Origin of the sequence: Haloferax mucosum ATCC BAA-1512 (assembly GCF_000337815.1) — an archaeon.
In the GTDB taxonomy this organism is placed as follows: domain Archaea; phylum Halobacteriota; class Halobacteria; order Halobacteriales; family Haloferacaceae; genus Haloferax; species Haloferax mucosum.
In genome coordinates, this window is the sequence record NZ_AOLN01000018.1 from 605,283 (window position 1) to 626,695 (window position 21,413).

The window sequence follows — 21,413 nt, forward strand, 5'->3', positions numbered from 1 at the left end:
AAACCTCCGCCCGCTCAGACGAGCGTGCCAGCGGCGACGAACGCGACGAGAAACGTCGTCGTCGCCGAGACGAGCGCCTTGCCGACCCGCGATGCGACGAGGTGGCGGTCGAGTCCGTACTCGACACCGACCGAGAGCGTCGTGAGAATAATCGCGGACAGGAGCACGTACGCGCCGACGGCGAAGCCGAGGTCGCCGGTCGCCATCGGCGCGGTGACGGCCGCATCGTCGAGCGTCCGCGCGGGACCCATGCCGTCGGCGAGCGCGACAGTCGCACCCGCGACGAGCGGACCGAAGATGGCCGCGGTGTTCGAGAGCGTCTCCGTAACCGACGCGAGTTCGCGGCGCGCTTCGGCGTCGAGACGCGAGAGCGCGGCGAGTTGGTCGGCCATCGAAACGATAGCGCGACCCGCGGGGCGACCCTCGCTGGCGGCGAGACCGAGAAGCGTTGCGACACCGGCCACTCGTGGACTCGGGACCGAGTCGAGGACGCCGTACTCGCCGCGGAACGATTCGACGACGCCGACGCGGAGCCGACGCTGGACGCCGACGGCATCTTCGAACAGTTCGCCGGTCGCACCCGGAACCGACGTTGCGGCACGGGCAAGCGCGGATTCGACGGCTTCGCCCTCACCGACGGCGCGGCCGACGAGATAGAGCACGTCCGAGAGACCGTCTTCGACCGCCCGGACGCGGTCCCGGAGTTCCATGACCGGGCGCGCGGCGACGAAAAGCGAGAGGCCGACGCCGAGACCGACTGCGGCGAGCGGTGCCGCCCACGACGCGACGAGCGCGTTGACGGCGACGAAGCCCGCGAGTCCGGCACCCACGCCGACGGAGACCGCAACCAGTCGGTTGTCGTCAACGGCCGGGTGGGAGGCGTCCACGGAAAGCGGCGCAAAGGCGACCGGGCGGCGGACGAGCACCCATCCGACCGCGCCGAGAAGACAGGCCGGAAGCACGATATCGTAGAGAAAGACGACGTGTGTCGCGTCGATGCCGACGCCGGCGACGCGCGCGGCGGGAAGTGCGCCGACGAGCGCGAGCGGGAGCAGGACGCCGAAGGCGTAGACGGCGGTAATCGGGCCGCGAACCGAGCCGACGAAATCCGCGAGGCGGTCCTGTGTTCCCTCGCGGACGACCTCGTGTGCGCGGTCAAGCGTTCGGTCTCGTTCGCCGTCCGGAACGTCTGCGGCCGTCTGGAGGAGCGCCGTCGCCCGGTCGAGCGCCGGGAACCACTCGCGCCACGCGTCGGCGAACTCGCCGAGACCGGTCGTCGGTGTTCCGCGAGCGCGTGTCGTGTGTGCGGCGAGTGAGTTCGAAAGCGCGTCGTCGTCGGTGCGAGCGGCGAATCCGGCCGCCCGCTCGACCGACGGCTCGATACGCATCCGGAGGGCGATGCGGCCGACCAGTTCCGGAGCGTTCCCGAGCGCCCGCGTTCGGCGAAGCGTCGCCAGCCAAACCGGGAGCGTGTGTACTGCGTGGGCGGCACCGAGCGCGCCCGCGAGCGAGACGAAAACGACAGAGAGCGTCGGCAATCGGGCGACGAGCGCGAGTAGTCCGGCGAAGAGCCCTGCCGGAACCGTCGCACCGTAGCCCGCGCTGACGACGGTTTCGGCGTCGAGGTCGCATCTGAGGAACGCGAGAGAGCGCCGCAACTCGTCGCTCGGTTCGACATCCGCGGGGGCGAACCGCGCAAGGGCCGTCGCGGCCGAGTGGGCGAACGACCTCACCATTCGGAGTCACGCTCCGTGCGAGCCGCGGCGAGGTCGGCGGGCCTTGTCCGGTCGGTTTCGGCGAGCGAGTCGAGACGAGCGGTTCGAGATTCGAGCGCGGCGAGTACGTCCGCGTACGATTCGCCCGGACGCGCGAGAGATTCGACTGCGAGGCTATCGCCTCGTGCGACCGCCCCCGTCGAAACGAGCGCGTCGCCGTCGTGACTGAACAGCGTCTCGAACCCGGTGTCGTCGCCGGCGTCACCGGTCGAGCGGACTTCCTCGACGCGGGCAACGCGGTGTTCGTTCGCGTGCTCGCACGTGATGACGAGGTCGGTTGCCGCGAACGACGCCGCCGGAACGTCGAGGTCGGAGACGACGCGTTCCCGGACGTCCGCGGCACCGTCGCCGTGAATCGTGCCGAGAACGGCGTTCGCGTTCGCGCCGACGCGCATCGCCTCGTAGAGAACTGCGGCCTCCTCGCCGCGGACTTCACCGAGTGCCAGCGCGCCGTCACCCAGTCGAAGCGCCGCGTGAAGCGCCTCCTGTGGTGTCGGCTCCGGACCCCCAGTCGTGTCGGTCCGAAGCGTTTGCACGTCGCGGTCGGCGGAACGAAGGCTCGACGCCGGGAGTTCCGGCGTGTCTTCGATGAGGACCGTTCGAACGTCGCTCGGGAGTTCCCACAGAAGCGACCCGAGGAACGTCGTCTTGCCCGCGCCGCGCGACCCAGCGACAAGCATCGACGCGCCGCGTTCGGCCGCGAGCGAACAGAGCGCCGCCGCGTCAGCGGAGAGCGTTCCGTTTGCGACGAGCGCGGGGAGCGTCAGCGGCGTCTCGTCGTGCCGGCGGAAGGCGAAACCGAGTCCGTCGCTCGCCGGCGCGGTCACCCCCGCGACACGAACGCTCACGCCGCCAGCATCGACAACCGTGTCGAGCGTCGGGTCGGCGCGGGAGAACGACGCGCCGCTCACCCGTCGCAACCGAGAGGCGAGCGATTCGGCACCGCCGGGTGCGAGACGGACGTTCGTCAGCATCGAGGTTCCATCGACGACGACGCGAATCGGGTTCTCGTCGGCGGGCGTCGAGACGTACACGTCGGAGACACTGGGGTCCGAAAACAGGTCGTCAAGGACGCCGTGGCCCGACGTGTGCTTTTTCAGAATCGTCGTGAGCGTCTCGACCGGTGCGTCGGAGTCGGCGACGTGGCGAACGGCACGACCCGGTGCGCGCGCACCGGCTTCGACCGTCCCGCGAGCGAGCGCGTCGTGCGCGTCGGCGAGCGTTTTCGCCGCCCGTTGGTCGAGTCTCGATTCCGGCGGTTCGAGGTGGTAGACGGGGCCGCGTGGCGTCTCGTAGCGGCGAGCGACAGCACCGGTGTCGAGGTCGGTCGTGCCGACGAGTCGCCCCTCTGCCGGCGAGCGCGGGTCGATGCGCGAGCGAGCGAGGGTTGGTCCGACGACCGCTCGGAATGCGTCGTCGTAGTCGGTCGTTCGAGAAACACCCTCCGAGAGACCCGCCTCAACCGCGGCGCGACGGACCGGACCGGCGCGACCGTCGGCCTCGTGGGCGGCGGCGAGCGGGTCCCGACGGGCGCGCTCGGCGAGTCGGTCGTCGTGGAATCGGACGCGTTCTGCGAAGCGACCGGCGGCGACGAGCAAGCCGGTTGCAGCGTCGTCGTAGCGGCGTTCGAGACCGTCGGTTCGGACCACGACGCCGTCGGCATCGCGCGTTTCCAGCGCCTCGATAACCGTCGCGCGACAGCCCGGCGAGCGTGCCAACGAACCGTGATTCGGACAGGCCGACGCATCGACAGCGAGCGTCACCGTCTCGTCGTGCGGTCTGTCGGTCGGCGTCGTGAATTCGGTTGTGCACTCACAACCGTCGGCCGAATTGGTCGCTGTCGGTCGGCCGCGAGTCGCGTCGGCGAGGCGGTCACCGAGCGCATCCGGAAGCGCCGAAGCGAGCGTCTCAGAGAGGGAATCGAGGGGCATGCGACGGGATGGCCGCGTTCGAGTATTTGAACCTACGCCACCGTCGAGTCGGTTCGAGCTGGTTCGATAACAATCACGGCACCGCCGGTATCGGATGCGAGCGTCAGCTTGAGACGGTGTCGTCCCGGTCCAAGGACGAGACGGTCACCGACGACTCGGACTCGCGGGCCACCCACCCGGCGGACGACGGTTCCCCCCGACGTGACAGTGGCCGCGAGTTCGACGCCGTCACCGCCGCGAATCGCAAGCCGAGAGACCCCCGCCGCACGCCACGACCCCGAGGGGACGACGAGCGTGACGTGACGTTGTGCGCCCGCGACACCGGCCGGTGTCGGGTCCTCGGCGTTCGAGAGCGCGGTCGCCGCGTGTGCGAGTTCGTCGGCCATCGAACCAACTTTGACGGTCGTCGCATCCGCTCTCGCCGCGTCCGCCGCGGGAAAGGCAACGCCGGCGATGGCGACGGCGAGGAGACAAGAGAGGACGATTCGAATCACAGCACGTCGCGGAGGCGGGCGGCCAAGCCATCGGTGTCGGCGTCGGCGTTGGCGTCGGTGTCGAGGCGAGTCCGGTCGTCGCGCGTCGCCTCGTTCGGCGCGTCGTCTCGGGAGTGGGTGGCAACCGCCTCCGCGAACGCGTCGTCGGTCTCGTCGATGAGCGCCGCTTCCAGCGATTCGGCTTTGGCGAGTGCGGCGTTCGCGCGTCGCTCTACGTCTTCGTTGACCGTGCGGACGCCGCCGAGGTAGCCGCGAATCGCCTGCGTCGCGGCGTCAACCTCGTCGATGCGGTCGGTCAGCGTCTCGACGGTCGATTCGAGGTCGGCGACGCGCGCTTCGACGGCCGCGAGGTCTTCGAGGTTCGAGAGGTCGGTGTCGGTGCCCGTGAGCGTGCGTTCGACGGCGTCGAGCCGCGAGACGAGTTCGGCGGTTCGGTCCGTCGCGGCGGGGGCGTTCCCGTCCGTGTCGAGTCCGACTGGGTCGTTCGTCATGGCCCGGGGTGGTCCCATCATTCGATATAAATCTCGGGGGGATCGCCGACCAGAAATGTAAGCGAGTATATAAATAAACGACTTGCTCGGGGCTTGGTGGGGAACGTTCAAGAGAGGGCCGAGAGTGGATTAGAATATGAAGACCGTCCTGATTGGTGTGGGCCAAGCGGGTGGAAAGCTCACCGCCGCCCTCCAGTCGTTCGACCAACAGATGGGGTTCGGTGCCGTCCTCGACGCTGTCGGGGTGAACACCGCGAAGGCCGACCTACAGTCGCTTCCGTTCGAGACGGTGCTCATCGGACAGGACCGCGTGAACGGACACGGCGTCGGCGGTGACAACGAACTCGGAGCCGAAGTGATGCAGTCGGACCAAACCGAGGTCATGTCGGCGCTGGACGGGCGTGTCACGGCCGAAGCGGAGTCTATCTTCGTCGTCGCCGGTCTCGGCGGCGGCTCCGGCTCCGGCGGCGCGCCGGTACTCGCAAAGGCGTTGAAACGCGTGTACAACGTCCCGGTTTACGTACTCGGTATTCTTCCCGGTCAAAACGAAGGCGCGATGTATCAGGTGAACGCCGGTCGCTCGCTCAAGACCATCGCCCGCGAGTCCGACGCCGTCCTCCTCGTCGATAACGACTCGTTCCGCGCCTCCGGCGAGTCGATGAGCGAAGGCTTCGACGCCATCAACCAAGCAATCGCCCGACGCGTCGGTCTCCTCCTCGCGGCCGGTGAGGCGGTCGAAGGCGTCGGCGAAAGTGTCGTTGACACGTCCGAGGTTATCAACACCCTCCGCTCTGGGGGAATCGCCGCGCTCGGCTACGCCAGCGCCGAAGCGTCGCCCGACGCGGAAGACAACATCAATGCCGTCATGAGCACGACGCGCCGCGCAGTGCTGACTGGAACGAGCCTTCCGGACGCCAACACCGCCGACTCGGCGCTCGTCGTCATCGCCGGTGAACCGGATACGATTCCGCGCAAAGGCGTCGAGCGCGCGCGCCGCTGGGTCGAAGAGGAGACCGGCAGTCTACAGGTCCGCGGCGGTGACTTCCCGCTCGACAGTGGCCGACTCGCGTCGCTCGTCCTCCTCGGCGGCGTCGAGCGGTCCGAACGCGTCGAGGCGTTCATGGAGCGCGCCCGCGAGGCAATCGAACAAGCCGAGACAGAACAGCGCTCGGACCCGAACGAGATGTGGCACAACGACGAACTGGACGACCTTCTGTAACTTCGCTCCGTCGTCTCCGATTCGGTCGCGCTCGGTTTTTCCCGTCGATAAAAAGAGACCGCCAGTCGTCGCCCTCGCGGTCGGGTTCAGTGAAGATTATTGCTGGATGAGGCTCGCACCGTCGAGTTCGGTGCGGGCGTAATCGACGTCCATGAGGTCGAGAATCGTCGGCGTGATATCGTAGAGGTCTGCGTCCTCGATGACGGCGTTGGAGTCGTCGATGTAGAGCGTCGCGTTGTCGAAGCTGTGCATACCGTTTCGCGGGCCGGTGCCGAACACGTCGTCGTGGCCCTTGAAGCCGGATTTGAGGTCGAAGCCGTGGTTCGGGATGACGACGAGGTCTGGCGCGATGTCGTCGTGGTCGCCGCGGAAGGCGTCTTCCTTGACGACGACGCGCTCTGCGACTTTCTTGCCATCGGGACCTTCGAGCGCTTCGAGTTCGGTTTTCAGTTCGTCGCGGACCGCCTCGTAGTCGTCTTGCGAGACCGACCCGCGCGGTTCGCGGCCTTCGAGGTTGATGAAGAACCGACCGGGGATGAGCGAGTACGCCTTCGATTCGGACTTGATGTCAGAAAGCGAGTCGTGGTCGTCGGACTCATACGAGAGCCAGCCGTTCTCTTCGAGCCACGCGTTACAGTGAACCTCGTAATCGAGCGAGGTGAAGCCGTGGTCGGACGCGACGACCATCGTCACGTCGTCCGGGAGCGCGTCGTGAATCCGTCCGAGGTAGTCATCGACGGTGCGATAGAACTCGAAGAAGGCCTCTTTGTTCTCTCCGTCGCGCTCGTAATCTTTGAACAGGAAGTGGTTGACGCGGTCGGTCGTCATGAAGACGCCGAAAAACAGGTCCCAATCGTCCTCTTGGAGGTAGCGTTCGAACGCGTTGTAGCGCTTGTCGAGGGTCTCTTGGGCGTTTTCGATGAACGCCGTCTTGTCGTCGTCGTGACCGAGTTTGGCGTTCACGTCGATTTTGTAGCCCATCTCGGAGAGCGTGTCGCGGAAGTCGTCGGGGTAGGCGGCCTTCTCGACGCCGGGCGAGAGGAACCCGGAGACCATGCGCTGGACGTTCCGTTGCGGCGGGAACGTCACGGGAACGTTCATCACGGTCGCCTTGCGGCCGGCGTCGGTCACGCGGTCCCAAACGCGAGTCGCTTGGACGTCACGACCCATCGGAACGTACGTGTCGTACGACCCGACTTCGCGGTCTTGGAAGCCGTAGACACCGGTCTCGCCGGGGTTGACGCCGGTCGTCAGTGCCGGCCAGCAGGCGCTCGATTCCGGTGGAACGATGCTGTCGATAGCACCGGCCGACCCTTCGTCGGCGAGTGCTGCGAAGTTCGGGAACTCCTCGGGATGCTCAGAGAGGAGACTAAATGGCACCCCGTCGATGCCGATGAAGGCGACGCGGGGGTGGTCCTTGCCGCGGAGTCGGTCGAACAAACCCATACCTCACGGTATCCAGGAGAACCATAAGAAGGTTCGTCTCTGTGCCGGTGTTTGCGCCGACATACGACGGTGACGCGCGTGCGACCGAGTAAGCGGCGAGTTTCACCGGACAGTCGGAACCGTCTCAAGCCCGTGGTTGTCTCGGTAGCGTGAGTGGGCGGTCGTTCGCCACCAGCGACCGACCGCTGACCCGGAGTTCGCTCGCGGCGATGAACACGAGTCCCCACGCGACGAGTGCAACCGCCCACAACACGCCCACGGCCGACGCCTGCGCCGGAAACGCGAGCGAAACCGAACCGAAGTAGACGGCGAGTCCGGCGGTCAGCCACGCGACAAAGCGGTGGCCGGGTGCGCCCGCAGACGCGACGAGACCCATGAGCAAGAGTCCGATAGACATCGCCGTCATCTCCATGTAGTGTCCGGCGAGCGCGTGGGAATCGCCGGTACTCTGGAGTCCAATCTGATTCGCCGCGAACGCGAGAACGGGAATCGCCGCGACGGCGACGAGCCCGAACAGCGCCGGACTGTACTCCTCACCGAGGGAGACGATTTTCCGTCCCGCCGGGTGGAACACCAACAGCAAGCCCGTGAGCACGAAGAACGGAATCACCTCTTCGACGGGACCGCCGCCGACGACGGTGCCGAGAAGGACGAGCGTCGTCACGGCAAACGACACCTGCATGAGCGCGACGCGCTTCGTTGGTCGGTATAACTGGCTGGCGACGCCGAGGAGGATTATCCAGACGTTCGCCGCGATAACCATCAAGTGGAGGCGATGCTCTCCGAGCGCGTTCCCACCGGACCCCCAACCAATGACAGGGTACGTGAGGAGTTCGGCGATTGCCATCGCGGCCAAGCCGAGCGTCACGAGCGCGAGCAGGTAGAACGTGTACGACCGTGCGCGCTTGAACGTCGTCGGCACGTCTTCAGACGATTCTTCACTACGTTGTGTGGTGTCATTTGACATGGTTCGATTCTAGAATACAACGGACCCGAGATTAACTGTTATTCGCTGTTTCTGGACCGTTTCAACGTGTCGATAGAACTTCATCAAAGAGACACATCGACGATTCTCTCGGGACCAGATAGCTGGGTGTCCGGGTCACCGTAGCGGGCGAAGAACACGGGGCGAAGGAGCGAAGTGCCGCGCGAGGTAACGAACACCCGTGAAGGAGTTCGAGCGAAAACAACTCTTGGAGCGCGTCAACAGGGAGGGTGCGACGGTCGGCGCACAGATTCCCGAGCGCATTGACGTCCAAGGAGAGGAGATAGACCTCCAGCAGTTCGTCTTCGAAATCAAGCGCCGAGAGACGATTCCGCCGGGCGAGCGCGAGCGCGTTGACCAAGCGAAGCGTAATCTTCGGCGGGAGCGCCTCGACCGACTCCAGCGTATCGAGGACAACGAGGTGAGCTACGAGAAAGGAACGGAACTCGTCACGGCTATCATCGGCATCGACCGGGCGCTCAACGCCCTCGAACAACTGCGGCCGGAAGACCTCGAACAGGAGTCGAAACTCCAGAACGCGGCCGATCAAAAGCGGTGGATGAAATTCCTGAAGAAGGCGCTCGGCCGCGAGGGCGGCGCGAGCAAGCGAGGTGGCCGGTGAGCCGAAACGACGAGGTTGCGGCGCTCCTCGAAGAGTTCGCAGACCTCCTCGATGCGAACGGCGTGGCGTACAAACCGTCGAGCTATCGCCGCGCCGCGGAGAACGTCCGCGAGCATCCGAACCCGATCGAGTCGCTCGCCGCGGAGGGCGAAGACACCGTCAAGACGGTCAACCGCGTCGGCGACGCAATCGCCTCGAAAATCGTCGAGTACATCGAAACCGGGCACATCGAGGAGTTAGACGCCCTCCGCGAGGAATTGCCCGTCGATATGGCCGGCCTGACGAGCGTCGAAGGCGTCGGCCCGAAGACGGTCGGCACGCTCTACGAGGAACTCGGAATCACCGACCTCGACGAACTGGAGACCGCCGCACGCGAGGGACGGATTCAGGAGGTCAAGGGCTTCGGCGCGAAGACGGAGGCGAACATCCTCGATGGCATCGAGTTCGCGCGCCAAGCGACCGGTCGGCAACTGCTCGGAAACGCCCGGCCCGTCGCCGACGACCTGCGCTCGTATCTCGCCGACCTCGACGGCGTCGGCAGAGTCGAACCCGCTGGGTCGATGCGGCGGTGGCGCGAGACGGTCGGCGACATCGACGTGCTCGCCGAGAGCGACGACGCCGAATCGGTCATCGACCACTTCCTCGCGTGGGACCACCTCGGCGACACCATCGAAGCGGGCGAACAGAAGGCGAGCGCCCGAGTGAACGCGATGCGGGTTGACCTCCGCGTCATCGACCCGTCGGAGTACGGCGCGGCGCTCCAGTATTTCACCGGAAGTAAGGACCACAACGTCCATCTCCGCAACATCGCCATCGACCGCGGTCTCAAGATGAACGAGTACGGGATGTTCGACATCTCCGACGTGGACGACCCCGACGGCGGTCCCCACGTCGGTGAGCGCATCGCCGGCGAGACCGAGGAATCGATGTACGAGGCATTGGGTCTCCCGCACGTCCCGCCCGAGATGCGCGAAGATACCGGCGAGATAGAACGCGCCGCCGACGGATCGCTCCCGGCCCTCGTCGAAGACGGCGAGATTCGAGGCGACCTACACACCCACACGAACTGGTCCGACGGCGACAACACCATCGCGGAGATGGTCGCCGCGGCCGAAGCACGCGGCTACGACTATCACGTCGTCACAGACCACGCGACCGGTCCCGGCATGGTCGGCGGCGTCGGCGTCGAAGACGACCGCCTGCTCGAACAAATCGACGAGGTGCGTGCCGTTGCCGACGAAAGCGACATCGCGGTCTTCACCGGTGTCGAGGCGAATATCGACGCCGACGGAGACCTCTCTGTCGCCGACGACGTGCTCGACCAACTCGACGTAGTCGTCGCCTCGCCCCACAGCGGTCTCGGCCAAGACCGCGAGACGGCGACCGACCGACTCATCCGCGCGATAGAACACCCCGCGACCGACGTGCTCGGCCACCCCACCGGTCGGCTCATCAACCAGCGACCCGGTTTGCCGGTCGATTACGAGCGACTGGCCGAGGCCGCCGTCGAACACAGCGTCGCACTCGAACTCAACGCCAGCCCATACCGTCTCGATTTGAACGGCGAGGCGCTCCGAACCGCCGTCGAGGCGGGCGCGACCATCGCCATCGACACCGACGCGCACCGACCGGCGGAACTCGACTACGTCCGATACGGCGTCCACACTGCGCGACGAGGCTGGGTCGAGACTGCTGACGTGTTGAACACGCGGGGTGTCGCGGCGTTCACCGACTTCCTCCATTGACCGACGACATCGGCGCAGACCACCCCGGAACGGTCGCCTCGGGCATCGACCAGCCCGAACCGGGCGAGACGACCCTCCTATTAGACGTGATGCTCGGGACGCTCGCCACGAACCTCCGGATGTGCGGGTACGACACGGTCTACGCCCTCGACGACGACGGGTCAGACCCCGGTGATGAGGAACTGCTCGAACGGGCGGCCCGCGACGGGCGCGTGCTCCTCACACGCGATGTGGCGCTCGCGTCGCAGGCCCCGCGAAGCGTCCTGCTCGCAGCACGGACGCCAATCGACCAACTCCGCGAACTCGAATCCGTGGGGTTCGACGTCTCGCTCGACGAAACGCCCACGCGGTGCGGCGTCTGTAACGGCCCGGTCGAAACAGTCGATGCCGACGCGTCGGTCCCCGACTACGCCCCGCGCCCGGACGAGACGGCGCTCTGGCGGTGTCAGGATTGCGGACAGGTGTTCTGGCGAGGGAGTCACTGGCGGGACGTCGAATCGAGAGTAAACGACTTCTGAAGGCCTGACGGCCGCGTCAGCACTCGAATCGAGAGACGGGGAAACAGAAAACACGGAAAACGGACAACCCGGACAATCGGTTCTGCCTCGCTCGCCGCTCACTCCTCACTCGCGGCGACGGGGGAACCACTCGTCGCAGGCTTCCATATCCTGCATCATCTCGTCGTGGGCCGCGCAGTACGGTTTGAGACCGTCGGACGTGCGAACGTACTCGAAGTACGTGCAGTTGCCACAGTAGCGGTCACCGACCGTCGTGGCGTCGGGGCGGTCCGCGTCGGGGTGGTCTGCGGCGTTCGCCGGTGAGCGAGTCGAAGTCGGCTCAATAGTGTCGGGTCGCGTGGACTGCGACGCGCCAGCGGACTGGGACGATTGGGTTGGTTCGACATCCAACGGCGTGATCTCTTGGGCCGATGCGCCACCGTCTGTCGCGCTGGCCGCGCCTGCGGTGCCTGCCGCGCTCGTCGAACTGGACGTGGAGGACGTGGACTGCGTCTGATTCGTCTGCGTCTCGATGTCACCGTCGGGCGTGCCGCCGAGGAAGCCGATTCCGCCGAGGCCACCACCGCTAGACTTGTCAACCTCGACGAAGCGCGTTTCGCCCTTTTTGGTCACCTGCACGGTTGCGGTGCCGCCGGGGTCGTTTCGCGTCTTGAAGTTGGCGACGCCGACGAACAGACACCAGAACGTCGTGACTGTGCCGAAGAAGTAGACGGCGACGGTCTCCAAGGTGAGGTCGCGCAGACCGGCACCGCAAGACGAGCCAATCCAGTGACACGGGTACGCGTGGGAGAACAACGCGACACCGAACATGGCGATACTCGCGCCGATAACTGCGGCGGCGCGGGTTCGGGCACTCACCGGGAGTACCGCTAGCACGCCGAGGAAGATGACGGGAACACCGATACCTCCGAGGATGCCCCCGAGTTCGCGCGCTTCGCCGAGCGACGCTCCGCCCGACGTGTACACATCGGTCGTCACGACCGCGATGCCCGCGACGACGAGCAACACACCGGAGAGAAACGCCCCGAAGCCCAGGGACAGCCGTCGGAGACTCGGCCCACCGCGGCCACCGTGGTACGCCTCCGAAAGACTGGTCATAAACCGTCATACGAAAGCGGCCCCTAAAACGATGCGTCAGACGTTTGTCTGCTCTTCGACACGTCATTGGCTCTCGATAGTGGGTTCCAATCGGGCGATGTGAATCTCGAAGGGATTATCATCCGCGGTGGCTAACGCTCGGTCATGGCTGACGAGGAAGCAGACGAGGCACCCGCCGTCGAACTCGGAGAGGGTGCGTCCGTCGAAGGTGCCCCTCTCGCGCGCGTCGCCTCTCGACTGACGTGGCCCCAAGAGAAGAGTCGTATCCTACAGAAAGAAGGTGACGCGGTCATCCGGACTCCGGACGGCCCGCAGACGCTCGAAGACATCCTCGCCGACGCGGACGAGACGTATTTCGAGACGCGACAGACGTTTGTTGACGACGTGTACGACATCGTCGGTCGCGCCCCGGTCGCAACCGAATAACGGTGCTTCGTCGCCGGCTCGCCCGACTCCCGTGGCTCTACCGCGCGCTCCTCGTCGGAGGTCTCGCCGGTGCCGCGTGGAGTCTCTGGACTCTTCCTGCCGGCGATCTCACGTACCGCGCGGTCCACGACGCCCTGCTGTTTATCCTCGTTCCCGGAGCACTGGCGGTCGCCCACGGCCGCAACCTCGGATGGAGAGTCAACCGTCGCGTCCTCCGAAACACCGCGCTTCTCGCGCTGTTCGTCCTCCCGTTCTACCTCGTCGGGTCGAGTCTCCCGACGATTCGAGCCTACTACCCGATGTGGCACACCTCAACCGCGCTCGCAGATTTCGTGCCGCACGCGGCTCAGCAACTCCTCGTCGTCGTCGCCGCCGAAACGTACTACCGCGGGTTGCTCTGTGTCGGCGTCCGCGAAATTGGCCGGAAAAGCGCCCTTATCAGCCCGATTCTCTACGCGTTCCACCACGTCGGAAAGCCGCCGATAGAGTTGCTCCTGTCGGCTCCGACGGACGTGCTCTTCGGGCTCGTAGACTACGAGAGCGATTCGATTCTCCCCTCTATCGTCGCCCACGGCGGCGGGCTCATCCTACTGGACTGGCTCGTTCTCCATCCGCCGTTGTTACCCCCCGACCGGGTCGCGGCGGCGCTCCAGTGGCTCCCGATTCCGCTATGAGTGACGGCGAGTCGTATCCGTCGCTCGGTCTCGCCCGCGGCACCGTCGAACTCGTCGCTCACGACCCGAGCTGGCGCGAGGCGTACGAGCGCGAGGTCGAGCGCCTGCGGCCGCGACTCTGTGCCGCCGCCGAGAACGGTGGTGACGCCGACAGCGGTGACGGCATTCGATTCGAACACGTCGGGAGCACCGCGGTTCCGGGGCTGGCCGCGAAACCCATCGTCGACCTGCTCGTCCTCGTCTCCAGCCTCGACGACGCCGAGGGCGTCGCGCGGGCGCTCGAAGCCGCGGGCTACGAGGAGCGTCCCGACGGCGACGTGCCCGACCGACGGTTTTTCGTCCACGGCCCGCCCGAGCGGCGGACGCACTATCTCTCCGTGACCGAAGTCGGGAGCGACTGCCACCGCGAGCAGGTCGCTTTCCGCGACGCGCTCCGGGCGGACGACGACCTCGCGGCCGAGTACGAGCGACACAAACGCAGGCTCGCCGAGGCGCACCCGGACAAGCGGGGTCGATACACGAACGCGAAGGCGTCGTTCGTCGAATCCGTGCTCGACGACGCCGCGTCGTCGGAAGACGACGACCCGCTCGTGTAGGTCAAGCACACTACCATAGCTTTTCCCGACCGGGGACCGAAGGGTCCGCTATGGCACTTCCAATCGACCCTAGCACCATCAAACCCGAAGCCATCGGTGAGGAACGCGTCGTTCTCGACATGGACCACGAGACCGCAATCGAGCACGTCCGCGAAGCCTTCACTGACGCCGGGTTCGGTGTCGCAACTGAATTTTCGCCCTCCGAGATGCTCAACGAGAAAGTCGATGCCGACCGCGACCCCTACTACGTGCTCGGCGCGTGCAACCCGACGATGGCGAACCGCGCCCTCGATGCGACCGACAAGAAGATTGGCGGTCTCTTCCCGTGTAACGTGGTTATCTGGGAGGAAGAACCGGGGAAACAGGTCGTCTATCACCTGAGTATCATGCGCGTCGCCCGGCTCATCGGCATCGCGCCCGACGACGACGAGATGGCGGCGATCATCGCCGATACGGGCGAACTCGTCGATGAGGCGCTCGCCAACCTCGACGCAATCGAGGCGTAACCACCCTACACCGAGTCGAGTTCTTCCAGCGCGTCGGCGATTCGGTTGATATCGCCGCGAATCTTGTACAGGAGATAGATAGCAACGAGCGCCGCGACGACCGGAAGGAGACCGAGGACACCGTAGATAAGAAAGATGATAAGCAGCTCTGGGCCGCCGGGTACCTGTAGTGGAATCATAGATTAAGCAGGCGTCTCAGCCGTCAAAAAGATTGGTTCACGAGAAGTCGAAGATGTTCGCCTGCAACCCGGCGGCCATCGTCGATTTTCGCCGGAGGTCGCCGAGCGAGATGGGGAGGTAGTCGGCCACGTCGCGGACGGCGTCACCGAACGTTTCGGCGGTCGCTTTCTCGCCTTCGAACGCGTGGCGGACCGCCTCTCTGACCTGCCAGACACCGACCGGTCCCCAGTAGTCGTCCGAGACGTGCCGCAAGACGAGCACTTTCGCCTGTCGGCCGCGGTCGTTGAGGTGTTCGAGAGCGCCGAGCCGCGAAGCGTGGTACGCGCCGGCAGTCTCGTTGACGTATCCGCTTCTGCCGTCGTAGCCCTCGCGGTCGGCCGCGAGATACATCCCGGCTTCGGGGTCGGGGTTCCAGACGCTTCCGGGAGCCTTCATCTCGACTAGTTCGAACTCCCAGCGACCCGGTGCGAGAATCACCCAAAAGGCGTTTCCGAGGAACTCGTTGCGATAGATTTCGACGCCATCGACGGACTCGGCGTGGCGAACCTGTCCTCGGAGATACTGTCCGAGGGTGTCGTCAACGGCGGTAATAGACCACCGCGTCGGAACGAGACGGCGTTGTTCTGTCTGTCCGAGCGCGCCCGCAGAGAGAATCGTGTTGATGTCGTACACGTCGAAGCCACGGCGATAGAGGTACGTCATCGCACCCTGTGCGTTCCAGTCGTCGTCTTCGAGCGTCTTTTTCACCAACTTCGGGACGTGTGGGTTCTCCGCGAGGTCGGCAGAGCGGGCGCGGGCACGGGGACCGACCGGCGTCGCCACGTCCGCGGCGCTGGCATCGAAGTCGAGGTCTGGCGTGTCGTCGAGACCGATTTCGACCGTTACGGGGCGGTCGGCGATGGCGACCTCGCGTTGCGTCCCCAGAAACCCGTCCCACGAGTCAGCGACGTTCGTCACTTTCGTCCCCTGATTCGAGTTCAGAAGGGAGGTGCGCCGCTGGAACACGTCGTTGATGCTCACGCCTTCGTCGTACCACGCGGCGCTCGTCTCGAATGCCGCGGCGTCGTCGTCGTGGCCGACGGGAGAGAGGATGCCCGTCGAGACGCGCGGATAGTTCGAGCGCCCGACGAAAATCGACGGTGAGACGCCGCCGTAGAGGGAGTCGCCCTGCACCGTCTCCTCGAAGCGGTCCTGAAACGTTTCGAGGTGGTCGAGGATGCCGTAGGACTTCTCCTCGGCGAGACGCCGGCGCTCGGCGCGGTCGTCTCGCTCGATGTCCATGTACTCGTCGAGCCGCATTACCGAACGGTGGGGCGGCCGCGGGTATGAACCTTCGGCGATACAGTCGGGACGCTCGGAAGCGACGGCGCACAAAAGTCATCTCGGACGACTGGTCGCGGCCGAGCGCGTGCTGGCTACGAACCGGTCGGCCGTCACGCGAAACGAGTCGTACCGGGTCTCAGATGGTGGATGGGTGCGGTGTCCGCGTTCGGGGACACCTCAGGTGTGAATGCCCATCGCTTCGATCTGTTCTTGGTAGCGGTTCCGGATGGTGACCTCGGTGACCTGCGCGACGTCCGCGACTTCGCGCTGAGTCTTTTTTTCGTTGCAGAGAAGCGAGGCCGCGTAGATTGCGGCGGCGGCGAACCCGGTCGGAGACTTCCCGGAGAGAAGTCCCTGTTCGGCCGTCGTCTCGATAATCTCGTTCGCTTTCGACTGGACCTCCTTCGAGAGGTCGAGTTCGGACGAAAATCGCGGGACGTACTTCTTCGGGTCGACCGGCCGCATCTCCAACCCAAGCTCCTGTGAGATGTAGCGGTACGTTCGTCCGATCTCCTTTCGTTCGACACGCGATACCTCAGAGATCTCTTCGAGCGAGCGCGGAATCCCCTCTTTTCGACAGGCGGCGTAGAGCGCCGATGTGGCGACGCCCTCGATAGACCGCCCGCGAATCAGGTCTTCGTTGAGGGCGCGTCGGTAGATGACGGATGCGACCTCGCGTACCGACCGCGGTACGCCGAGTGCGGACGCCATCCGGTCGATTTCACTGAGTGCGAACTGGAGGTTTCGCTCGCCCGCGTCTTTCGTTCGAATTCGTTCCTGCCACTTTCGAAGCCGGTGCATCTGCGACCGCTTTTTCGACGAGATGGACCGACCGTAGGCGTCTTTGTCCTTCCAGTCGATGGTCGTCGTTAGCCCCTTGTCGTGCATCGTCTGCGTGGTCGGCGCACCCACGCGAGACTTCGACTGGCGTTCGGAGTGGTTGAACGCGCGCCACTCCGGTCCGGGGTCGATACGTTCTTCTTCGATGATAATACCGGTCTCCTCGTGAATCAACTCGCCGTCGGCAGTTCTGACAACTTCCTCCGGGTCGAGGTTGTCGAGATCCACCTCGTCTTCCGATTTCTCGTCGTCTTGCGACTCGTCTCCCCATCGAGTCCGGTCGTTCTCACGCTCCCGCTGGCGGGTAGGCCGTTTCATCGCATTTATATATTGTCTATTTCCACACACTTGAAACTTTTCTCGGGGGTTCGTGAGTTGTTCATCTTCCGAAAGGACGGCGAACGGAGCGCCTATACCGAATCCACAGTGAGGTGATAGTATGCCGACCGTCGAGTGCGACCCAGACGAAGCGCGACGACGACTCGAAGAGGCGGGCATCGCGGTATCGCCCGGCAACACAGAACACGAGCGCTGGCGCGCGGAGCGAGACGACGCGAGCGCAGTCGCCTACGATGGAAAAGTCGTCGTGCAGGGGTCGAGACCGACCGACCTGCTTGCCGTGCTCCAACCCAAAGGCGGGCGCGCACACGTGTACTTCGACGGTGCAAGCCGTGGGAACCCCGGTCCGGCGGCGATTGGGTGGGCTATCGTGACGAACAACGGAATCGTCGCCGAAGGGTCGAAACGAATCGGGGAGACGACGAACAACCGTGCCGAGTACGAAGCCCTGATAGCGGCGCTCTCGGCGGCCGCAGAGTACGGATACGACGAGGTTGACGTTCGCGGTGATTCGCAACTCATCGTCAAGCAGGTCCGCGGCGAGTGGAAGACAAACGACCCCGGACTGCGGGAACGCCGCGTCAAAGCGCGCGAACTCCTCGACAGGTTCGACCGCTGGTCGCTGGAACACGTCCCACGAGAGATAAACGACCGCGCGGACACCTTAGCTAACGAGGCTCTCGACGATGCCTGAGTCAGAACTCCCTGAAGACGTGTGCGAGGAAGCGACGCGGTTGACCCGCCTCGCGCGCGATGCGGTAGACCCCGACGAGCGCGAGACGTACCGGTCGGCCCGCGACGACCTCGTCGGCGAGTACGACTTCGTCGCGCGCGTCCGCGACGAAGACGCCGTACTCGTGTTGCACCCCGCAGAGTGGGTCGATGCCGACGGAACCGTCACGCCGGCGGAGATCGATAATATCGACAGAGGTGTCGAACAGCCACTGTCGGGGACCGGAGAGGAACACGAGTGGGACGCAGTCGAAGAACACAACGCACGCCTCGTTGCGGTCGTCGCCGAAGAACACGGCGCGGACCACGCCGCGAACGCGCGTTCGTTCGCCGATTTCCTCGGGAATCACTACGTGCGCCGTATCGAGACGGCTGGCGCTCCCGAAGTGCGTGAGTTCGTCGAAGAATATTATCCACGCAATGCGTGGCCGACCGCCGAACAGCGGTCGATACTTTCGGAATCGCTCACGTTGCTCTTCGACGCCGCAGACGCCGAAGTGCCCGAATACAACTGAACGAATTCCGCGGTTCGTGCGGATTCTATCGCGCGATTACAGCTTTGCGTCGATGAGGTCCGAAACCATCTCGGCGCGCTCGTCGTCGGTGACGAACTTCGAGAGCATCCAGTCGAAGCGGTCGAGGACGGCTTCGAGACCGGTCTCGGTCAGTTCGTACTGGTTCGTCCGCTTGTCGAGTTCGCTCTTTTCGACGAGGTCCATCTCGACGAGGTCGTCGAGGTTGGGGTACAGACGCCCGTGGTTGACTTCGGTGTCGTAGTACTCTTCGAGGTGGCGTTTGATAGCCAGACCGTACATCGGTTCTTCTGCCAGGATGACTAGGATATTCTGCTGGAACGCGGTGAGGTCCCGAGTCGCACCGGATTCACTGCCAATTGTTTGTGCCTCTGACATACATGTGGAAATGTCATCCGTCTATTTAAACTTTGTCAACTTCCAGTCTGTTTGGCGCATTCTGACGTGGATTTGAGTCCCGAAATCAAGCTCTGAGCCGATAAGTAAGCCGAATAGCAAGTGGTATTACTAAGTGATGTATACCTGCAAATTCGGTCTCGTCCACCACGAGCATACTCGGAGAACACCACGGGCATATTTGGGTATTTGTTAGAGAACCTCCAAAGAATACCTCCAATCACGGAGGGGTTCCGTAGGTCGGTTGGTGGGATACTACCGTCACTCAGAGAGCAATGCCGAAAGGACTTTTGCCTGCATCGAGGATGGGTTCGGTATGGCGAATCTCTGGGAAGATATGGAGACCGGTCCCGACGCACCGGACGAAATCTACGCAGTTGTCGAGTGCCTCAAAGGCGAGCGCAACAAGTACGAGTACGACAAGGACATCCCCGGCGTCGTGCTCGACCGCGTGCTTCACTCCAACGTCCACTACCCGTCCGACTACGGGTTCATGCCGCGGACGTACTACGACGACGAAGACCCCTTCGACGTGCTCGTCCTCGTCGAAGACCAGACGTTCCCCGGTTGCGTCATCGAAGCCCGCCCCGTCGCCCTCATGAAGATGGACGACGACGGCGAGCAGGACGACAAGGTCATCGCCGTCCCCACCGAGGACCCGCGTTACGACCACATCGAGGACCTCGAAGACATCCCACAGCAGAGGCTCGACGAGATTGACGAGTTCTTCTCGACGTACAAGAATCTCGAAGCGGGCAAGGAAGTCGAGACCCTCGGCTGGGAGGACAAGCAGGCCGCGAAGGACGCCATCGAACACGCGATGGACCTCTACGAAGAGTACTTCGCGTAAGCGACACTCACGACACTTCTTTGCGACGTGGTCGAACACCGCGGAGCGGCGGCACTCGAAGACAGCGCTCGGTCGTAGAATCAAAAAATCGGTCCGCGCTCGTTCGTTTGTCCACTGCTCGACATCTACCGCAGTTTCACCACTGCCGTTCACTGCCCCTCGTCCACCTACACCTCACCATCGACTCTTCGTCTACCCACCGTCATCCGCCCGTCAAAGGCGAATCGCAAGACAGAGACCAACTGGATACACACTGGTTATCCTCACCGTATCATCCGATGAATTATGCGCATGGGTAATTATTAGTCAGTCTGTGGGCTACGTAGAGTTGAGTATGGCAGCCAAGCAACCCCGCCTCGGGATACAACACCCGACCGTCGTTCCGACGAACTTCACGCCCGCCGAGAACGCGGACGCAGACGCCGACGAAGAGCGCGTCAAAGACGCGTAACGAGGATTTTATCGCACGCACACCGAGCAACAGCGGCCGCGCCGTCCAGAGGAAAGCGGTTAGAGGACAGTTGGTAGGCGGACGTTTTCAGACGACGGTGTCAGAGAATACGTTCCAAACCGAGCGCGTAGACCGCATGCAACGACAGCGTGAGGGTGTTCCCCGCAGTAACGGCTGTTTCACGGGATTTGTCGAGGATTCGACTCGCGTAGCGTCTCGGCGGAGCGCACTCGGCTACGGGTTGGCATCGACCGAAGGTGTGTACACGTCGCGCTCGTGAGGGAACCCCTTTTTATCTCGCCGCCGTAAGGCGTTGGTAATGGCTATCTGCGACGTGTGCGGTAAAGACGAGAGTCTGCCGTACCGATGTTCGCGGTGCGGCGGGACGTTCTGTTCTGAGCACCGTCTCCCGGAGAACCACAACTGTTCCGGACTAGCAGACTGGGACGACCCAGTCGGGGTCTTTTCGAGTGACTTCGACGACTCCGTAACGACAGAACGCACAAGCGGTGGTGGCATCCTCGACTCTGTCGTGGGAACCGGTGGACTCCTCGGCTACTTCCGCGGGAACATGGCATACCTGTTCTTGGGACTGATGTGGCTCACGTTCGCGCTGGAGTGGGCAGTCATCCTCGGCACGAGAGCCGGAATACTCCCCCGAGGAACGTTCGGGATGCTGTTCACGCTGAGTTCGTCGAATCCGCTCTTCGTCTGGACGTGGGTCACGTCAGTGTTCTCACACGACCCAGGGTTTTTCTTCCACATCGTGGGGAACAGTATCGTCCTATACTTCTTCGGTCCCCCCGTCGAACGCTACATCGGGTCGCGGAATTTCGCCGCTCTGTTCGTCGTCTCCGGGGTGCTCGCGGGGCTGTCACACATCGGGAGCGCTCTCATCCTGTCGCCAGGGAGCCTCACAGCGGTGCTCGGTGCGTCCGGTGCCGTCTTCGCCATTCTCGGCGTTCTCACGGTTCTCAATCCCAGCCTTCGAATCTATCTATACTTCGTGATTCCAATCCCACTGTGGCTGTTTACCTTCGGCTTCGCGGCCCTCTCGCTCGTGTTCTTCCTCTCGCCCGACTCCGCCGCGTCGGTCGGACAGGGGAACGTCGCCCACTTCGCGCACCTCGTCGGTCTCGTCATCGGTCTCCTGTACGGCCAGCGAGTGAAGGGGAAACGGAGCGTTCCCAATCAGATGTCGTTCGGCGGCCGTCGCGGCGGTCCCGGTCGCGGGCGATTCTGA

The 21,413-nt window shown here is 64.3% G+C and carries 24 protein-coding genes; 13 read left to right on the forward strand and 11 right to left on the reverse strand.

The annotated features are described in order from the left end of the window. Positions 1–14: 14 nt before the first annotated feature. Genes C440_RS15740 through C440_RS15755 form a run of 4 tightly spaced genes read right to left on the reverse strand, consistent with a single transcriptional unit; the run spans position 15 to position 4,691 of the window. Complete coding sequence (locus C440_RS15740) at positions 15–1,736, reverse strand: hypothetical protein (RefSeq protein ID WP_008321646.1); 1,722 nt, start codon at positions 1,734–1,736, stop codon at positions 15–17. Beyond that, complete coding sequence (locus C440_RS15745) at positions 1,730–3,706, reverse strand: ATPase, T2SS/T4P/T4SS family (protein ID WP_008321647.1); 1,977 nt, start codon at positions 3,704–3,706, stop codon at positions 1,730–1,732. Before C440_RS15745 ends, C440_RS15740 begins: the two co-directional genes overlap by 7 nt. Positions 3,707–3,738: 32 nt before the next feature. Then, a complete protein-coding gene (locus C440_RS15750; RefSeq protein ID WP_008321648.1) occupies positions 3,739–4,200 on the reverse strand; it encodes a DUF7311 family protein in 462 nt (153 codons plus the stop codon). Further along, the gene (locus tag C440_RS15755; protein WP_008321649.1) at positions 4,197–4,691 is read right to left on the reverse strand and encodes a DUF7310 family coiled-coil domain-containing protein; all 495 of its coding nucleotides are present in this window, start codon (positions 4,689–4,691) and stop codon (positions 4,197–4,199) included. Before C440_RS15755 ends, C440_RS15750 begins: the two co-directional genes overlap by 4 nt. Before the next feature lie 136 nt (positions 4,692–4,827). Here C440_RS15755 and C440_RS15760 point away from each other — a divergent pair, with 136 nt between their 5' ends. Then, complete coding sequence (locus tag C440_RS15760; protein ID WP_008321650.1) at positions 4,828–5,910, forward strand: tubulin/FtsZ family protein; 1,083 nt, start codon at positions 4,828–4,830, stop codon at positions 5,908–5,910. A gap of 96 nt (positions 5,911–6,006) precedes the next feature. Here the strand turns inward: C440_RS15760 and C440_RS15765 are convergent, their stop codons facing one another. Then, the gene (locus C440_RS15765; RefSeq protein WP_008321651.1) at positions 6,007–7,356 is read right to left on the reverse strand and encodes an alkaline phosphatase family protein; all 1,350 of its coding nucleotides are present in this window, start codon (positions 7,354–7,356) and stop codon (positions 6,007–6,009) included. A gap of 124 nt (positions 7,357–7,480) precedes the next feature. Next, positions 7,481–8,323, reverse strand: coding sequence for a hypothetical protein (locus C440_RS15770; protein WP_008321652.1), 843 nt, complete (start codon positions 8,321–8,323; stop codon positions 7,481–7,483). A gap of 199 nt (positions 8,324–8,522) precedes the next feature. Between C440_RS15770 and C440_RS15775 the strand changes: the two genes are divergently transcribed. The 3 genes from C440_RS15775 to C440_RS15785 are packed head-to-tail and all read left to right on the forward strand — an operon-like array spanning position 8,523 to position 11,226. After that, the gene (locus tag C440_RS15775; protein ID WP_008321653.1) at positions 8,523–8,963 is read left to right on the forward strand and encodes a DUF5788 family protein; all 441 of its coding nucleotides are present in this window, start codon (positions 8,523–8,525) and stop codon (positions 8,961–8,963) included. Further along, positions 8,960–10,708 (forward strand): DNA polymerase/3'-5' exonuclease PolX, encoded by a 1,749-nt coding sequence (gene polX, locus C440_RS15780; RefSeq protein ID WP_008321654.1) that lies wholly within the window; start codon positions 8,960–8,962, stop codon positions 10,706–10,708. The genes C440_RS15775 and polX overlap by 4 nt, the downstream gene beginning before the upstream one ends. Then, complete coding sequence (locus C440_RS15785; protein WP_008321655.1) at positions 10,705–11,226, forward strand: Mut7-C RNAse domain-containing protein; 522 nt, start codon at positions 10,705–10,707, stop codon at positions 11,224–11,226. The genes polX and C440_RS15785 overlap by 4 nt, the downstream gene beginning before the upstream one ends. Before the next feature lie 105 nt (positions 11,227–11,331). Here the strand turns inward: C440_RS15785 and C440_RS15790 are convergent, their stop codons facing one another. Further along, the gene (locus C440_RS15790) at positions 11,332–12,324 is read right to left on the reverse strand and encodes a DUF7139 domain-containing protein (protein WP_008321656.1); all 993 of its coding nucleotides are present in this window, start codon (positions 12,322–12,324) and stop codon (positions 11,332–11,334) included. Between the two features lie 144 nt (positions 12,325–12,468). Here C440_RS15790 and C440_RS15795 point away from each other — a divergent pair, with 144 nt between their 5' ends. The 4 genes from C440_RS15795 to C440_RS15810 are packed head-to-tail and all read left to right on the forward strand — an operon-like array spanning position 12,469 to position 14,526. Continuing rightward, a complete protein-coding gene (locus C440_RS15795) occupies positions 12,469–12,750 on the forward strand; it encodes a DUF5789 family protein (RefSeq protein WP_008321657.1) in 282 nt (93 codons plus the stop codon). Positions 12,751–12,752: 2 nt separating this feature from the next. After that, positions 12,753–13,424, forward strand: a complete 672-nt coding sequence (locus C440_RS15800; protein WP_008321658.1) for a CPBP family glutamic-type intramembrane protease — start codon at positions 12,753–12,755, stop codon at positions 13,422–13,424. Then, positions 13,421–14,020: a GrpB family protein gene (locus tag C440_RS15805; protein ID WP_008321659.1), complete on the forward strand. Its 600-nt coding sequence runs from the start codon at positions 13,421–13,423 to the stop codon at positions 14,018–14,020. The genes C440_RS15800 and C440_RS15805 overlap by 4 nt, the downstream gene beginning before the upstream one ends. Positions 14,021–14,070: 50 nt before the next feature. Beyond that, complete coding sequence (locus C440_RS15810; RefSeq protein ID WP_008321660.1) at positions 14,071–14,526, forward strand: DUF302 domain-containing protein; 456 nt, start codon at positions 14,071–14,073, stop codon at positions 14,524–14,526. A 5-nt stretch (positions 14,527–14,531) separates the two neighbouring features. On the opposite strand, the gene C440_RS17875 is transcribed toward C440_RS15810, so the two are convergent. The 3 genes from C440_RS17875 to C440_RS15820 all read right to left on the reverse strand — a co-directional run bounded on the left by C440_RS17875 (position 14,532) and on the right by C440_RS15820 (position 17,187). Beyond that, entirely contained in the window at positions 14,532–14,705 is a 174-nt protein-coding gene (locus C440_RS17875; protein ID WP_008321661.1) for a hypothetical protein, read from the reverse strand. Between the two features lie 37 nt (positions 14,706–14,742). Further along, positions 14,743–16,005 carry a DNA repair protein NreA gene (gene nreA / locus C440_RS15815; RefSeq protein WP_008321662.1) on the reverse strand — a complete coding sequence of 421 codons (1,263 nt, stop codon included), beginning with the start codon at positions 16,003–16,005 and terminating at the stop codon, positions 14,743–14,745. 201 nt (positions 16,006–16,206) lie between these two features. Then, entirely contained in the window at positions 16,207–17,187 is a 981-nt protein-coding gene (locus tag C440_RS15820) for a transcription initiation factor IIB (protein ID WP_008321663.1), read from the reverse strand. A 121-nt stretch (positions 17,188–17,308) separates the two neighbouring features. Between C440_RS15820 and rnhA the strand changes: the two genes are divergently transcribed. Then, complete coding sequence (rnhA, locus tag C440_RS15825) at positions 17,309–17,902, forward strand: ribonuclease HI (RefSeq protein ID WP_008321664.1); 594 nt, start codon at positions 17,309–17,311, stop codon at positions 17,900–17,902. Then, positions 17,895–18,455 carry a DUF7108 family protein gene (locus tag C440_RS15830; RefSeq protein ID WP_008321665.1) on the forward strand — a complete coding sequence of 187 codons (561 nt, stop codon included), beginning with the start codon at positions 17,895–17,897 and terminating at the stop codon, positions 18,453–18,455. Before rnhA ends, C440_RS15830 begins: the two co-directional genes overlap by 8 nt. A 36-nt stretch (positions 18,456–18,491) precedes the next feature. Here the strand turns inward: C440_RS15830 and C440_RS15835 are convergent, their stop codons facing one another. Further along, complete coding sequence (locus C440_RS15835; protein ID WP_008321666.1) at positions 18,492–18,851, reverse strand: PadR family transcriptional regulator; 360 nt, start codon at positions 18,849–18,851, stop codon at positions 18,492–18,494. Positions 18,852–19,185: 334 nt separating this feature from the next. Between C440_RS15835 and C440_RS15840 the strand changes: the two genes are divergently transcribed. The 3 genes from C440_RS15840 to C440_RS15845 all read left to right on the forward strand — a co-directional run bounded on the left by C440_RS15840 (position 19,186) and on the right by C440_RS15845 (position 21,413). Then, positions 19,186–19,719 carry an inorganic diphosphatase gene (locus C440_RS15840; protein ID WP_008321667.1) on the forward strand — a complete coding sequence of 178 codons (534 nt, stop codon included), beginning with the start codon at positions 19,186–19,188 and terminating at the stop codon, positions 19,717–19,719. Between the two features lie 587 nt (positions 19,720–20,306). Further along, a complete protein-coding gene (locus tag C440_RS17570; RefSeq protein ID WP_161605934.1) occupies positions 20,307–20,450 on the forward strand; it encodes a hypothetical protein in 144 nt (47 codons plus the stop codon). A gap of 39 nt (positions 20,451–20,489) precedes the next feature. Then, a complete protein-coding gene (locus C440_RS15845; protein WP_008321669.1) occupies positions 20,490–21,413 on the forward strand; it encodes a rhomboid family intramembrane serine protease in 924 nt (307 codons plus the stop codon).

What these genes read in the sequence shown, in the direction of transcription:
- C440_RS15740 (WP_008321646.1), bottom strand. Translation starts at nt 1,736, where the DNA reads ATGGTGAGGTCGTTCGCCCACTCGGCCGCGACGGCCCTTGCGCGGTTC.
- C440_RS15745 (WP_008321647.1), bottom strand. Translation starts at nt 3,706, where the DNA reads ATGCCCCTCGATTCCCTCTCTGAGACGCTCGCTTCGGCGCTTCCGGAT.
- C440_RS15755 (WP_008321649.1), bottom strand. Translation starts at nt 4,691, where the DNA reads ATGACGAACGACCCAGTCGGACTCGACACGGACGGGAACGCCCCCGCC.
- C440_RS15760 (WP_008321650.1), top strand. Translation starts at nt 4,828, where the DNA reads ATGAAGACCGTCCTGATTGGTGTGGGCCAAGCGGGTGGAAAGCTCACC.
- C440_RS15765 (WP_008321651.1), bottom strand. Translation starts at nt 7,356, where the DNA reads ATGGGTTTGTTCGACCGACTCCGCGGCAAGGACCACCCCCGCGTCGCC.
- C440_RS15770 (WP_008321652.1), bottom strand. Translation starts at nt 8,323, where the DNA reads ATGTCAAATGACACCACACAACGTAGTGAAGAATCGTCTGAAGACGTG.
- C440_RS15790 (WP_008321656.1), bottom strand. Translation starts at nt 12,324, where the DNA reads ATGACCAGTCTTTCGGAGGCGTACCACGGTGGCCGCGGTGGGCCGAGT.
- C440_RS15795 (WP_008321657.1), top strand. Translation starts at nt 12,469, where the DNA reads ATGGCTGACGAGGAAGCAGACGAGGCACCCGCCGTCGAACTCGGAGAG.
- C440_RS15805 (WP_008321659.1), top strand. Translation starts at nt 13,421, where the DNA reads ATGAGTGACGGCGAGTCGTATCCGTCGCTCGGTCTCGCCCGCGGCACC.
- C440_RS15810 (WP_008321660.1), top strand. Translation starts at nt 14,071, where the DNA reads ATGGCACTTCCAATCGACCCTAGCACCATCAAACCCGAAGCCATCGGT.
- C440_RS17875 (WP_008321661.1), bottom strand. Translation starts at nt 14,705, where the DNA reads ATGATTCCACTACAGGTACCCGGCGGCCCAGAGCTGCTTATCATCTTT.
- nreA (WP_008321662.1), bottom strand. Translation starts at nt 16,005, where the DNA reads ATGCGGCTCGACGAGTACATGGACATCGAGCGAGACGACCGCGCCGAG.
- C440_RS15820 (WP_008321663.1), bottom strand. Translation starts at nt 17,187, where the DNA reads ATGAAACGGCCTACCCGCCAGCGGGAGCGTGAGAACGACCGGACTCGA.
- rnhA (WP_008321664.1), top strand. Translation starts at nt 17,309, where the DNA reads ATGCCGACCGTCGAGTGCGACCCAGACGAAGCGCGACGACGACTCGAA.
- C440_RS15830 (WP_008321665.1), top strand. Translation starts at nt 17,895, where the DNA reads ATGCCTGAGTCAGAACTCCCTGAAGACGTGTGCGAGGAAGCGACGCGG.
- C440_RS15835 (WP_008321666.1), bottom strand. Translation starts at nt 18,851, where the DNA reads ATGTCAGAGGCACAAACAATTGGCAGTGAATCCGGTGCGACTCGGGAC.
- C440_RS15840 (WP_008321667.1), top strand. Translation starts at nt 19,186, where the DNA reads ATGGCGAATCTCTGGGAAGATATGGAGACCGGTCCCGACGCACCGGAC.
- C440_RS17570 (WP_161605934.1), top strand. Translation starts at nt 20,307, where the DNA reads ATGCAACGACAGCGTGAGGGTGTTCCCCGCAGTAACGGCTGTTTCACG.
- C440_RS15845 (WP_008321669.1), top strand. Translation starts at nt 20,490, where the DNA reads ATGGCTATCTGCGACGTGTGCGGTAAAGACGAGAGTCTGCCGTACCGA.